The following is a 12,650-nucleotide window of genomic DNA, read 5'->3' on the forward strand; positions in this document are numbered from 1 at the left end:
AGTCCCCCCTTGTGCGCCCTACACCTTTGGGCTGAAAGAAAACGAACACGCGAAGGGAACGCCGTATGCGCATTGCAGGTGATCTGGCCGAGGCGATCGGCAACACTCCACTGATCCGGCTGCGGCGCGCGAGCGAGGCAACGGGCTGCGAAATTCTGGGCAAGGCCGAGTTCATGAACCCCGGCCAGTCGGTCAAGGACCGCGCGGCGCTGTTCATCATCCGCGACGCTGTCGAAAAAGGGCTTCTCAAGCCCGGTGGCACCATTGTCGAAGGCACGGCCGGCAATACCGGCATCGGTCTGGCGCTGGTGGGGGCCTCGATGGGGTTCAAGACGATCATCGTCATCCCCGAAACCCAGAGCCAGGAAAAGAAGGACATGATCCGCCTGGCGGGCGCAGAGTTGGTGCAGGTGCCGGCAGCCCCCTATCGCAACCCCAACAATTACGTGCGCTATTCCGGCCGTCTGGCCGAAGAGCTGGCCGCATCCTCGGAAAAGGGTGTGATCTGGGCCAACCAGTTCGACAATATCGCCAACCGTCAGGCCCATATCGAGGGCACGGGGCCAGAGATCTGGGAACAGACCGGTGGCAAGGTCGATGGGTTCATCTGCGCCGTCGGGTCAGGCGGCACGCTCGCCGGGGTCGGCATGGCCTTGCAGCCCAAAGGCGTGAAGATCGGTCTGGCCGATCCGATGGGCGCCGCGCTGCACAGCTACTACACGACCGGGGAGCTTGCGTCCGAAGGGGGGTCTATCACCGAAGGCATCGGGCAGGGGCGGATAACCGCGAACCTCGAAGGGTTCACACCTGACTTCAGCTACCAGATCCCGGATGAGGAGGCGCTTCCCATCGTCTTTGATCTGCTGGAAGAGGAAGGGCTTTGCCTGGGCGGGTCGTCCGGCATCAACGTGGCCGGGGCTGTGCGCATGGCCCGCGAAATGGGCCCGGGCCACACAATCGTGACCGTTCTTTGCGATTACGGCACGCGCTACCAGTCAAAGCTGTTCAATGTGGATTTCCTCAAGGACAAAGGTCTGCCCGTGCCAAGCTGGCTCGACCGCGCGCCTGCATCCATTCCGGGCGTGTTTCAGGAAACATGATGCCCAACCCAAGGACTTTTCTGCAATCAGCGCTTCTTGCGCTGGCGCTATGCGTCACGCTGGCGGTGCAGGGGATCGCCCAGACAGAGATCGACTACGACGCGTGGTCCGATCTGGCGGCGACTGCCGAAGCCACGGTTGAAAGCGGCGATGCGACGGACGCGCAGTTGGAAAGCCTGCGCGCCGATGTGGCGACCTGGCGCGAGGAGTTCCTTGAAGGCACCAAGGTGAATGCCCAGCGGATCGCCACGTTGCAGGGCCAGATCGATGCTCTGGGCGCGCCGCCCGAAGAGGGCGTCGAGGAAACGGAAGAAATCTCTGAACGGCGGTTGTCGCTTGAAAGCCAGATGGCAGAGCTGCGGTCGCCGGTGCGCCGCGCCGAAGAGGCCTATAGCCGGGCCAATGGCATCATTTCCGAAATCGATTCAAAGATCCGCGAGCGCCAGACCAGAGAGCTGCTGGAGCTGGGCCCGGCGCCGATCAACCCCGCGCTATGGCCGCAGGCCGCGGAATCTTTCCTGACATCGGTCCGGCAGCTTATCAGTGAATTTCAGGAAAACTGGGCCTCGGACGAGAAACGCGCCGGGGCAAAGCAAACCGCACCGCTTGCCCTGCTGTTGCTGGTGGTCGGGATGGTGTTGCTGCTGCGGGGGCGCCGCTGGGTCGGCAATGCCGTACAGCGCCTGCGTGACCTGACGCGGCACGGCACAGGGGTCTGGAGCTTTCTGGTCTCGCTGGGCCAGATCATCGTGCCGATGCTGGGGATACTGGCGCTGTCACGCGCGGCGCTGTCCACCGGGATGCTGGGCACGCGCGGCGCGCTGCTTTTGGCGGAAGTGCCCGGCTGGGCCATGATCGTGCTGGGCGTCTGGTGGCTGGGCGAGCAGGTCTTCTCCAAGACCCATCAGACCGGCTTGCTCCCGCTCACACAGGCGCAACGGACCGAGGCGCGCATCAACACCCGCTTGCTTGGCGTCATGCTGGTCGCCTTTGACGTGGTCCGATCCATCGCGGCCTACGAGGATTACAACAGCGCGACAAGCGTCGTTCTGACCTTCCCGGTGATCGTTCTGACCGGGATCATCCTGTTCCGCCTTGGTGTCAGCCTGCGCAAGGTTGGTGCCGCGGACCAGCTGGACAACCCGGACGGGACGGATCTGGCCTATCGCCTGCGGATCGTGCGCCTGCTGGGTCAGGCGGCCATGGTCGTGGCGGTGCTTGGTCCGGTCATGGCGATGATCGGGTACACCAATGCGGGCGAGGCGATGGTCTACCCGGCGGTGATGACGCTGGTGGTGCTGGGGCTTGTCCTGCTGTTGCAGCATTTTATCTCCGACCTCTACGCCGCCGTGACGCAGCGCGACGAGGAAGAGGCAGACGGATTGCTGCCGGTCCTTGCGGGGTTCCTGCTGTCGCTCGCCGCGCTGCCGGTTCTGGCGCTGATCTGGGGCGCGCGGGTTGCTGACCTGACAGAGCTTTGGGCCCAGTTCCGCGAAGGTTTTACCTTTGGCGACACCAGGATTGCCCCGACCGACTTTCTGACATTCGCGCTGGTCTTTGCTGTGGGCTACGGCGCGACACGGCTGTTGCAGGGCGGCTTGCGCGGATCGGTCCTGCCCAAGACCAAGCTGGATATTGGCGGGCAAAACGCGATCATTTCCGGTGTCGGCTACCTGGGGATCTTCCTTGCCGCGATCATTGCGATTACGGCGGCGGGGCTTGACCTGTCATCGCTGGCCATTGTTGCAGGTGCCTTGTCTGTCGGCATCGGTTTCGGGCTTCAGAACATCGTGTCGAACTTCGTGTCGGGGATCATCCTGCTGATCGAACGCCCGATTTCGGAAGGCGACTGGATCGAAGTCGGTGGCACGCATGGAACGGTGCGCAGCATTTCTGTCCGGTCCACCCGGATCGAGACGTTCGACCGGTATGATGTGATCATCCCCAATGCGGATTTCGTCTCGGGACGCGTGTCGAACTACACGCGCGGCAATGCGCTGGGTCGGATCATCGTGCCGGTCGGCGTGGCTTACGGCACGGACACGCGCAAGGTTGAAAAGATCCTGCTAAAGATCGCGCGGTTCCATCCGCTGGTGATGTTGACCCCTGAACCTTACGTGCTGTTCAAGGCGTTTGGCGCGGATTCGATGGATTTCGAGATCCGGGCCGTCCTGTCCGACATCAATGAAGGGCTGAAGGTTCGCACCGAAATGAACCACCAGATCGTCGAGGCCTTCGCGAAGGAAGGGATCGAGATTCCCTTCGCACAGCGCGATGTCTGGCTGCGCAATCCTGAAACCCTGCGGCAGGACAAGGGCGAGGTTCAGGTCGAGGCTGCATCCCCGCCAGAGGCAGACACGACAGAGAGCGAAAAGCCCGCCAGAAACCCGATCCCCAGGACCGATCCGGCCGCAACATCTGACCCTGATGACGGTGAGATATGAAAGAACCGCTTTACCGGCGTGATCCCTACCAGCGCGAGGCGCCCGGTGTGGTCATCGCGCATACCCCAGAGGGGGGCATCGTTGTAGATGCGCCGCTTTTCTATCCCACGGGCGGTGGACAGCCCGGCGATAGCGGGCAGATCCTATGGGATGGCAAGGCGCTTCCCATCGCGACGGCCGTGAAGGGGGAGGGCGATGCCAGCATCCTTGTCGCGGCAGAGCCTCGCGCGCTGCCACCCATCGGGGCGCATGTGACGCAACGGCTCGATTGGGAGCGCAGGCATCGCCATATGCGCGTGCACACCGCGCTGCACCTGCTGTCAGTGGTCATTCCGCTGCCCGTGACCGGTGGCCAGATCGGCGCGGATCGCGGCCGGCTGGATTTCAACATGCCCGAGGCGCTGGAAGATCGCGATGCCGTGGAGGATGCGCTGAACCAGCTTGTGGACCGCGATCTTGAAGTGACGGACGGCTGGATCACCGAAGAGGAGCTGGACGCCAACCCTTCGCTGGTCAAGACCATGTCGGTGCAGCCCCCGCGCGGCGCGGGAAAGATCCGGCTCGTCCGGATCGGCAAGGGCAGTTCACAGATTGATCTGCAGCCCTGCGGCGGCACGCATGTCGCGCGCACCGGTGAGATCGGCCAGATCCGGCTGGGCAAGGTCGAAAACAAGGGCCGTCAGAACCGCCGGGTGACGCTCCATCTCGACTAGCTGACCTTCGCCACCTCCGGGCCGGGACTGGCAGAGGCCTCGCGCCGGATCGCCTCTTTCATGCCAAGGGCAATCATCGCGTCCAGAACCTCGGTCACCTCTGCCTGCCACTGCGCGTCCTGACGAAGCGTTTCGGGGAAAACGCCGGGCAGGGCGCTCAGGGTCTTCACGATCTCGGCGGCGCTTTCCACGTCCGACAGGGCTGCCGCGATCTCCGCCTCGCGGGGGTCGCGCAGGCCGTACTCATCGCCGTTGTCATGCCGGGCAAGGGCGTAGCGCATCCAGCCAGCGGTGGCGAAGGCGAAAGCCCGCAACGGCAACCCTGCCGCCTGCGCATCTACTGCGGCCGCCAATATGCGCTGAGGCAGCTTTTCCGTGCTGTCCATCGCGATCTGGTAGGTCTCATGCGCCAGATGCGGATTTGCAAAACGTGTCGCCAGCGCATCGGCATAGGCACCAAGATCGACATCCGGCAAGGCAGGCAATGTCGCGGCCGCCGCATGAAGATGACGCCGGATCAGCCCCACCAATGCCGCATTACGCATCACGTCGCGCACGTATCGGTGGCCAGACAGGAACCCGCACCAGGCCAGCATGGAATGCGTGCCGTTGAGCATCCGCAGCTTCATCATCTCGAACGGGGCCACGTCCTGCACAAAGATCGCCCCGGCGGCGTCCCAGGCAGGGCGTCCCTTCGGGAAGTGGTCCTCGATCACCCATTGCGTGAAACGCTCTGTCTCGATGGCGGCAGCGTCTTCCAGCCCCGTCATTTCGCGCGCGGCGGCAAGCGTGTCTGCGTTGCGCGCAGGCGTGATGCGGTCCACCATGGTCGCGGGAAACGCGACCTCTGTCGCGATGTGCTCTGCAATATCCGGCGCTGTCCGGCGCGCGAAATCCACCAGCAATTCGCGCAGCATCGGCCCGTTCTCTGGCAGATTGTCGCAACACAGCACGGTGAAGGGCGGGGTGCCCTGCGCGCGACGCTGCGCCAATGCCCAGACCAGCAGGCCTGCGACGCCGATCGGAGCCTCTGGTGTGGCAAGATCCGCCGCGATGGCCGGATGCGTGATGTCGACACCGCCGGTGGTGCGATCAATGCCATAGCCTTTCTCGGTCACGGTCAGCGAAACGATCCGGGTGGCGGGGCTGACCAGCGCGTCGAGGATGCTCTGCCGGTCATCCGGCAGGCACAGCGCTGCGGCTATGGATCCGATCACGCGGGCCGAACTGCCCTGCATGTCGCGTTCGATCAGCGTATAAAGCCCGTTCTGCGGCGCAAGCTCGCCCGCTGCCTCCGGGCTGCGCAGGCTGACCCCGATGATACGCCAATCCCCGCCGTGAAGACCCAGAGCCGTGTCGGTATAGACCGCCTGATGCGCCTTGTGGAACGCCCCCAGACCGATATGGACGATGCCGGGACCATGATCCGCGGGCGTGTAGGAGGGAGGGGCAACGTTTTCGGGCAGTTGGTCCGGATGCGACAGGCGGTCGGTCATTCAGGCCTCCGCCGTGATGCGCGGGCTGAGTGCCGCGATGATGCCGCGCAGCTCTGCCAGCCCTTTGAGGCGCCCGATGGAAGGGTAGCCGGGCTGGGCACTGCGCCCCAGATCATCAAGAATGTCCTGCCCGTGATCGGGCCGGAAAGGGATGGACCAGTCGGCCCGGCCCGCGGCCTTGCGGCGCGCCTCTTCGCGCAGGGCGGCCTCGACCAGCGCGACCATGTCGGTGTCGCCGCCCAGATGTTCCGCCTCGTGGAAAGAGCCGAAAATGTCGGAGGTCTCGCGTTTGACATTGCGCAGATGCAGGAAATGCACCCTGTCGCCCAACCGCTCCATCATCCCGGGCAGGTCATTGTCCGGCCGGGCCCCCAGCGAGCCCGAGCATAGCGTTATACCGTTTGCAGGCGTGTCGACCGCGTCCATCACCGCCTTGTAATGCGCTTCGGTCGACATGATCCGGGGCAGGCCAAGCAGCGGAACGGGTGGATCGTCCGGATGGCAACACAGCCGCAGGCCCAGCTTTTCGGCCGTGGGGGCGACCTCTTCGAGGAAGGTCACGAGGTTTGCGCGCAGCTGGTCCTCGCTGATCGCGGCATATTCGGCAAGATGCGTGCGCACATCCTCCAGCGAGAAATTCTCTGCCGCACCGGGAAGGCCAAAGACCACGTTGCGCAGCAATTGCGTGCGCTGAGAGTCGGCCATCTCGGCAAAGCGTTTGCCAGCAGCCTCTTTCAGCGCATCATCATAATCCTCGGCCGCGCCGGGGCGTTCGAGGATATGCAGATCAAATGCCGCGAAATCGGTCAGATCAAAGCGCATGCAGGTGCCGCCATTGGGCAGGCGCCAGGCAAGATCGGTGCGCGTCCAGTCCAGCACGGGCATGAAATTGTAGCAGATCACCTCGATCCCCGCATCGGCAAGGTGGCCAAGGCTCTCGCGGTAGTTGACGATATGGGCGCGCCAATCCCCGTTCTGTTTCTTGATATCCTCGCTGACGGGCAGGCTTTCGACCACGTCCCATGTCAGACCGGAGGGGCGACCATCGCGCATCCGCGCCACCTGCGCCTGTCGCGCGGCGATCTCGTCCGCCGTCCAGACAGCGCCCGTGGGCACATGGTGAAGGGCGGTCACGATGCCAGTCGCACCCGCTTGCGCCACATCGTCAATCGAAACCATGTCCTTTGGACCGAACCAGCGCCAGGTTTGTTTCATCACTTCCTCCCCGAGTCGTCGTCTGCGACTGCCATAGCAGAGTCCGGGATTGGCGGCTAGTATGGAAGTATGGAAGCATGATATGAGCCGGTAGGGGGAGATCGAATCATGATGGGGACAATTGCGAATGACAGGGGGCTTGATCCTGCGCTGCCGATTGCGCCACAGGTGTTTCGGATCCTGCGCAACCGTATCATCCAGAACGATCTGAAGCCCGGGAACCTGATCTCGGAATCCGAAATCGCAAAGCTTCACGATGTCAGCCGCCAACCCGTCCGAGAGGCCTTTATCAAGCTGCAAGAGCAGGGGCTTCTGGCGGTACGACCCCAGCGCGGCACGATCGTCAACAAGATTGCCTATGCGGCCGTACTGGACGCGCGGTTCCTGCGCGAAGCCATAGAGGCCGATATCGTCAGCATTCTTGTTCAGATCGCCGATGACAGTCTGATCGCCACCCTGCGTGCCCAATTGGATCTTCAACGAGCAGTGACAGAGCAGAACCGTGCAGAATTCATTCAGCTGGACGAGAGGTTTCACTTCACGCTGGCGGAAGCTGCCGGAAAAGGCGGCGCATGGAAACTGGTTGAGGGGTTGAAATCGCAGATGGACCGCGTCCGCTTTTTGTCGCTGGCCCAGTTCCCGGTGGCAAAGCTGATCGACCAGCATGCCGAGATCGTGGACCGTATTGCCGCCGCCGACAGGCAGGGCGCCAACAAGGCCATCCGCTGCCACCTGCGCGAGGTCCTGTCGGATCTGCCGCCGATTGTCGCCGCCTACCCAGAGTTTTTCGACCTGCCGGAGGGGGGGCTTCCCCTTCCGGTAAATGCACCGATCCAATGAGGAGTGGATATATGACGTTCAATTTTAGACTACCCGCCCTGGCCGCAGCGCTCGCCGCAGTGCTGGCCGCCCCGGTGATGGCACAAGACATGGTGCTCAAGCTTGGCCACCTCGCCAATGAGGACAACCCTTGGCACAAGGCCAGCGTGAAATTCGGTGAAGAGCTTTCGGCGCTGACCGAAGGCCGCATCGCGGTAGAGGTGTTTCCGAATGAAAGCCTTGGCAAGGAAATCGACCTGATCAACGGCATGCAGCTGGGCACGGTCGACATGACGATCACCGGCGAGAGCCTGCAGAACTGGGCGCCCATGGCGGCCCTGCTGGCGGTGCCGTACGCCTATAAGTCTCTGGATCACATGGATGAAGTCGCCAGCGGCGAGATCGGTGACCAGATCAAGGCAGAGATCATCGAGAAGGTGCAGATCCGGCCCGTCACGCATTTCGCACGTGGCCCGCGCAACCTGACCTCCAACCGGCCGATCACCTCGCCGGATGATCTGAACGGCCTGAAGATGCGCGTGCCGAACGTGCCGCTTTTCATCGATGTCTGGAAGGCGCTTGGCGCGAATCCCGGCCCGATGGCGTTCTCCGAAGTGTTCACCTCGCTGCAGAACGGCACCATCGAGGCGCAGGAAAACCCGCTTGCGCTGATCCGCTCGGCCAGCTTCAACGAGGTCCAGAGCCACGTCAACATGACAGAGCATGTGCGCAGCTGGATTTATCTGACCATTGCGGAAAGCACATGGGCAAAGCTGAGCGAAGAAGATCAGGCCGCCGTGATGGAGGCCGCGTCGCGTGCGCAGGCCTATGAGCGCGAGCTGTTCAACGAAAGCATCGCCGCTGACCGCGCCTATCTGGAGGAAAACGGCATGACCTTCGTCGAAGTTGACGGTGCCGCATTCCAGGCGAAAGCCAAGGATGCCGTGCTGGCCAATGTCAGCGACGAGATCAAGCCGATCGTCGAAAGCCTGTTCGCCGAATAAGCGATACCGACGCAGCTACATCAACGGCGTCGCCCCGCGCGGGCGGCGCCCTTCCTTTCAGCCTTGGGGGCCTTGGTGAAACGCGCAGACCACCTAATTCAATTCATCGTGCTGCTTGCCCGGATCGGGGCGGGGGTCTCCTTTGCGGTGCTGATCGGGACCGTTCTGATCCAGGTGGTCGGCCGGTTCATCGGCAGCTCTCCGGTCTGGACAGAAGAGCTGACCCGTTATGCCTTGCTGTTCTCGGCCGCCTTCGGGGCGGGGCTTTCTTTCCGCACCGGCGATCTGGTGAATGTCGACGTGATCTGCGAGGCATTGCCGGGCAGGGCGCCCTGGGTGCTGCGCTTGTTCGCGGCCATCGTGACCGCCGGGCTGGCGATCTACCTGCTGCCGCATGCGTGGAAATATGTCTCCATCGGCAAGATGCAGACCGCCCCGGCGCTGGGGATCAAGATGCATTACGTGCATTTCACCGTCTGGCTGATGCTGGCACTTCTGGCGGTTTTCGCCAGCCTGCGCGTCCTCGGAATGCTGACAGGCACCGAAGACGGCAAACCCCGCAAACCCGAAGAGGACTGAGCAATGGAAGTCACTGTATTGTTTCTGGTCTTCGTCGGCGGGCTGATCGCAGGTGTTCCCGTGGCGATCACGCTTGGCGTCTCGTCGCTGGCCTATCTGCTGCTGGCGGGTATCCCGCCGGTGGTCATGCCGCAGAAGATGTATGCCGGCATGGATGTCTTCGTGCTGCTGTCGATCCCGGGCTTCGTCCTTGCCGGCAACCTGATGAATCAGGGAGGCATAACCGAGCGGATCATCCGCTTTGCCAACTCTCTTGTGGGTTGGATCCGGGGTGGCTTGGGCCTGACCAATATCGCCGCCTCGATGCTCTTTGGCGGGATCACGGGGACGGCCGTGGCGGATGCGGCCTCTATCGGTGGCGTGATGATCCCGGGGATGAAGAAAGCGGGCTATCCTGCTGATTTTTCGGCCGCAGTCACCGCTGCGTCTTCGACTGTCGGCCCGATCATCCCACCCTCTGTCCCGATGATCATCGTCGGCGCACTCTCTGGCATCTCGGTTGGCAAGATGTTCCTTGCGGGCGCCGTGCCGGGTATCCTGATGGGGCTGGCGATGATGGTGACGTGCTTTGTCATCTCGGCCCGCCGCGATTTCCCGCGCCAGCCCTGGCAGGGCGCGGGCGAGGTTGTGCGGTCTTTCGGGGGCGCTTTCTGGGCGCTGGCGATGACCTTCCTGATCATCTACGGCCTGCTGTCAGGTCTTGCCACGCCAACGGAAACCGCCGTGGTGGCCTCGGTCTATGCTTTCATGGTGGGTGCGTTCATCTACCGCGAGCTGAAAGTCTCCAAGCTGCCGGGCATCGTGGTCGACAGTGCCGTATCTGCGGCCGGTATCCTCGCGCTGGTGGGGTTTGCCAATGTTTTCGGCTGGATCCTCGTGTCGGAACACATCCCGCAGGCGATAGCCGAGGGCGTGCTGTCCCTGACCGACAACAAGTTCATGGTGATCCTGATCATCAACTTGCTGCTTTTGTTCGTCGGCATGTTCATGGAGACGATCGCGGCGCTGATCATCCTGTTCGTCCCGCTTCTGTCTTTGGCGCAGGCGGTGGGGATCGACCCGCTTCACTTCGCGACCTTCGCGGTGCTGAACCTGATGATCGGCCTGACAACACCGCCGGTGGGCGTCTGCCTTTTTGTCTGTGCGGGGATCGCACGTTTGCCCCTTGCCCCCGTGGTCGTGGCAATCCTGCCTTTCCTTGCGACGAATATCCTGGTCCTGCTGGCGGTCAGCTACATCCCGGCACTGGCCACATGGCTGCCTTCGGTGCTGATCCCCTGAGCCACAAATACTTACAGCGTGACGTGAGAGCCGCTCTGTAAGTCACTCGACTGGATCGGTAATATTCAGTCGGAGCTTGCGTCCAGCGCGGCGACAATCGGCAGGAAGTCCGGCGCTTTCAGGCTGGCCCCACCGACCAGAGCACCATCGACGTTGGAGACGGCAAAGATTTCGGCCGCGTTGGAGGCCTTGACCGACCCGCCGTAAAGAATACGGACCGAGCGCCCGATGCCCGCGCCAAACCGACGTTCCAGCCGCGTACGGATAAAATCATGCACCTCGCCGATCTGGTCGGTGGTGGGCACCTTGCCCGTGCCGATGGCCCAGATGGGTTCGTAGGCGATCACAAGGTTATGGCCAGTCGCATTGTCCGGAACAGAGCCGGACAGTTGCCCGCCGATGATATCAAGCGTGTTCGACGCTTCGCGCTCAGCCAGGCTCTCGCCCACGCAGACGACGGCGATCAGGTCGGCGTCAAAGGCCGCACGCGCCTTGGCCCGGATTTCATCGTCATGCTCGTCGTGATCCTGACGCCGTTCGGAATGGCCAAGGATGACATGGCTCGCACCTGCATCGGCCAGCATCGCGGCAGAAATATCGCCGGTATGTGCGCCAGAGACCTCTGGATGACAGTCCTGACCACCGACGGCGACGGGCTTGCCCTGCACAGTTTCGGCAGCCCGCGACAACAGCGTGGCAGGCGGACAGATCAACACATCGCAGTTTACTTCGGGACCGCTGGCAATTGCGGCCAGTTCGTCCAGTGCTGCGGCACTGCCGTTCATCTTCCAATTTCCGGCGGCGAGTTTGCGTCTCATGTCAGTCCCCTTCATGCGGTTTGGCGCATCATGGCGGGCTGAGTGGGGCCGTCAAGCCCAACCGGCACACGCCTTTGACGGGGCATTGCAAAACGGGGGCGTGCGGCTTTGGGAGGCGTTTACCGGGAGGTGGTAATCGCGTCCGGATCAAGCTCTTCAACATCCTTGAACTTGATGGACTCGCCGCATCCGCAGGCATCGGCCACGTTTGGATTGTTGAAACGGAAACCCGACTCCAGCAGCGAGGTTTCGTAGTCGATCTCTGTGCCGAACAGGAACATCTGCGCCATCGGGGCGATCATCACGCAGGCACCATCCTGAGTGACGACCTCGTCATTCGGATCGGCCTGATCGACATATTCCATCGTGTATTCCATGCCCGCACAGCCACCTTTCTTGATGCCGATGCGCAGGCCCGCGCGGCCTTCCTTTTCCATCAGACGTGTAATCTGGCGGATGGCGCCGGGCGTCATGGAAATGGGGGATTTTCCGGGAATGCCGAACATGTCGCGTAACTCCTTGCCTCGACCCGAAGATAGGCCCCGGCATCTGCTTTCTCAAGGGATGTCACAGCAATGCGCCCTGTCGCAGAGCGCATGGCTAAATCACATGAAGCCCAGTTCCAGCCGTGCTTCGTCGGACATCATTTCCATACCCCAGGGTGGTTCCCAGGTCAGATCCACATCAACCTGTTTGACGCCCGCCAGCGGTTCCACCGCGTCGGCGATCCATCCCGGCATCTCTCCGGCCACGGGGCAACCGGGCGCGGTCAGCGTCATGACGATGCGGACCTCGTTCTCGGGGCTGATGTCGATCGTGTAGACCAACCCGAGATCATAGATGTTCACAGGAATTTCCGGATCATAGACCGTGCGGCACGCCTCGACCACGCTGTCGTAAAGCGGATGATCGGTGCTGGACGGCTCGATCAGCGGCGTGCCCTCCATGGGCGTTTGCACTTCGTTCATTGGGGTATCCTGTCATTTCCTGACCAAACATATAGGAAATGGCAGGCGCGGGGTAAAGGGGCGGCGCGCAAGAACCGACGCGTCATTTTGCGGCGGAGGCATTCTTGCAGGCAGTGTTTTCCGGCTTATGACCCCAACCATACCCGCCAAGGGAGACGGGGTCACCTCTGGTTCCGCCCAACTTGCGGGCCGGGTGCTTCTCCATCAAGGGTG

Annotated in this window: 12 protein-coding genes; 7 read left to right on the top strand and 5 right to left on the bottom strand. The window is 62.5% G+C overall.

Going from position 1 to position 12,650, the window contains the following annotated elements; all coding sequences use genetic code 11:
- Nucleotides 1-65 precede the first annotated feature (65 nt).
- Genes EDD52_RS10980 through EDD52_RS10990 form a run of 3 tightly spaced genes read left to right on the top strand, consistent with a single transcriptional unit; the run spans nucleotide 66 to nucleotide 4,257 of the window.
- A complete protein-coding gene (locus EDD52_RS10980; RefSeq protein ID WP_132244826.1) occupies nucleotides 66-1,100 on the top strand; it encodes a cysteine synthase A in 1,035 nt (344 codons plus the stop codon).
- Complete coding sequence (locus EDD52_RS10985) at nucleotides 1,100-3,544, top strand: DUF3772 domain-containing protein (RefSeq protein WP_165907517.1); 2,445 nt, start codon at nucleotides 1,100-1,102, stop codon at nucleotides 3,542-3,544. Before EDD52_RS10980 ends, EDD52_RS10985 begins: the two co-directional genes overlap by 1 nt.
- Nucleotides 3,541-4,257, top strand: coding sequence for an alanyl-tRNA editing protein (locus EDD52_RS10990; protein ID WP_132244830.1), 717 nt, complete (start codon nucleotides 3,541-3,543; stop codon nucleotides 4,255-4,257). The genes EDD52_RS10985 and EDD52_RS10990 overlap by 4 nt, the downstream gene beginning before the upstream one ends.
- On the opposite strand, the gene EDD52_RS10995 is transcribed toward EDD52_RS10990, so the two are convergent.
- Together EDD52_RS10995 and uxuA are read right to left on the bottom strand one after the other, a co-directional pair.
- Nucleotides 4,254-5,753 carry a mannitol dehydrogenase family protein gene (locus tag EDD52_RS10995; protein WP_132244832.1) on the bottom strand — a complete coding sequence of 500 codons (1,500 nt, stop codon included), beginning with the start codon at nucleotides 5,751-5,753 and terminating at the stop codon, nucleotides 4,254-4,256. The genes EDD52_RS10990 and EDD52_RS10995 overlap by 4 nt on opposite strands.
- Nucleotides 5,754-6,968 carry a mannonate dehydratase gene (gene uxuA / locus EDD52_RS11000; RefSeq protein ID WP_132244835.1) on the bottom strand — a complete coding sequence of 405 codons (1,215 nt, stop codon included), beginning with the start codon at nucleotides 6,966-6,968 and terminating at the stop codon, nucleotides 5,754-5,756.
- Between the two features lie 108 nt (nucleotides 6,969-7,076).
- On the opposite strand from uxuA, the gene EDD52_RS11005 reads away from it, so the two are divergent.
- The 4 genes from EDD52_RS11005 (at nucleotide 7,077) to EDD52_RS11020 (ending at nucleotide 10,651) form a co-directional block, all read left to right on the top strand.
- Entirely contained in the window at nucleotides 7,077-7,808 is a 732-nt protein-coding gene (locus EDD52_RS11005; protein ID WP_207906010.1) for a GntR family transcriptional regulator, read from the top strand.
- A gap of 11 nt (nucleotides 7,809-7,819) precedes the next feature.
- Nucleotides 7,820-8,791: a TRAP transporter substrate-binding protein gene (locus EDD52_RS11010; RefSeq protein WP_132244837.1), complete on the top strand. Its 972-nt coding sequence runs from the start codon at nucleotides 7,820-7,822 to the stop codon at nucleotides 8,789-8,791.
- 75 nt (nucleotides 8,792-8,866) lie between these two features.
- On the top strand, nucleotides 8,867-9,370 hold the full coding sequence (locus EDD52_RS11015; protein WP_132244839.1) for a TRAP transporter small permease: 504 nt from the start codon (nucleotides 8,867-8,869) through the stop codon (nucleotides 9,368-9,370).
- A gap of 3 nt (nucleotides 9,371-9,373) precedes the next feature.
- Nucleotides 9,374-10,651 (top strand): TRAP transporter large permease, encoded by a 1,278-nt coding sequence (locus EDD52_RS11020; RefSeq protein ID WP_132244841.1) that lies wholly within the window; start codon nucleotides 9,374-9,376, stop codon nucleotides 10,649-10,651.
- 65 nt (nucleotides 10,652-10,716) lie between these two features.
- Here the strand turns inward: EDD52_RS11020 and tpiA are convergent, their stop codons facing one another.
- From tpiA to EDD52_RS11035, 3 genes are all read right to left on the bottom strand, one after another.
- A complete protein-coding gene (tpiA, locus tag EDD52_RS11025; RefSeq protein ID WP_132244843.1) occupies nucleotides 10,717-11,469 on the bottom strand; it encodes a triose-phosphate isomerase in 753 nt (250 codons plus the stop codon).
- 119 nt (nucleotides 11,470-11,588) lie between these two features.
- Nucleotides 11,589-11,975 (bottom strand): HesB/IscA family protein, encoded by a 387-nt coding sequence (locus tag EDD52_RS11030; RefSeq protein WP_132244846.1) that lies wholly within the window; start codon nucleotides 11,973-11,975, stop codon nucleotides 11,589-11,591.
- A gap of 99 nt (nucleotides 11,976-12,074) precedes the next feature.
- Entirely contained in the window at nucleotides 12,075-12,437 is a 363-nt protein-coding gene (locus tag EDD52_RS11035) for an SUF system Fe-S cluster assembly protein (protein ID WP_132244849.1), read from the bottom strand.
- Nucleotides 12,438-12,650: the final 213 nt, after the last annotated feature.

It is taken from the genome of Primorskyibacter sedentarius (assembly GCF_004342065.1).
In the GTDB taxonomy this organism is placed as follows: domain Bacteria; phylum Pseudomonadota; class Alphaproteobacteria; order Rhodobacterales; family Rhodobacteraceae; genus Primorskyibacter; species Primorskyibacter sedentarius.

Coding starts and splice junctions, on each gene's coding strand:
- uxuA (WP_132244835.1), bottom strand. CDS start 6,968: ATGAAACAAACCTGGCGCTGGTTCGGTCCAAAGGACATGGTTTCGATT.
- EDD52_RS10995 (WP_132244832.1), bottom strand. CDS start 5,753: ATGACCGACCGCCTGTCGCATCCGGACCAACTGCCCGAAAACGTTGCC.
- EDD52_RS11035 (WP_132244849.1), bottom strand. CDS start 12,437: ATGAACGAAGTGCAAACGCCCATGGAGGGCACGCCGCTGATCGAGCCG.
- EDD52_RS11010 (WP_132244837.1), top strand. CDS start 7,820: ATGACGTTCAATTTTAGACTACCCGCCCTGGCCGCAGCGCTCGCCGCA.
- EDD52_RS10985 (WP_165907517.1), top strand. CDS start 1,100: ATGCCCAACCCAAGGACTTTTCTGCAATCAGCGCTTCTTGCGCTGGCG.
- EDD52_RS10990 (WP_132244830.1), top strand. CDS start 3,541: ATGAAAGAACCGCTTTACCGGCGTGATCCCTACCAGCGCGAGGCGCCC.
- EDD52_RS10980 (WP_132244826.1), top strand. CDS start 66: ATGCGCATTGCAGGTGATCTGGCCGAGGCGATCGGCAACACTCCACTG.
- EDD52_RS11005 (WP_207906010.1), top strand. CDS start 7,077: ATGATGGGGACAATTGCGAATGACAGGGGGCTTGATCCTGCGCTGCCG.
- EDD52_RS11030 (WP_132244846.1), bottom strand. CDS start 11,975: ATGTTCGGCATTCCCGGAAAATCCCCCATTTCCATGACGCCCGGCGCC.
- EDD52_RS11020 (WP_132244841.1), top strand. CDS start 9,374: ATGGAAGTCACTGTATTGTTTCTGGTCTTCGTCGGCGGGCTGATCGCA.
- tpiA (WP_132244843.1), bottom strand. CDS start 11,469: ATGAGACGCAAACTCGCCGCCGGAAATTGGAAGATGAACGGCAGTGCC.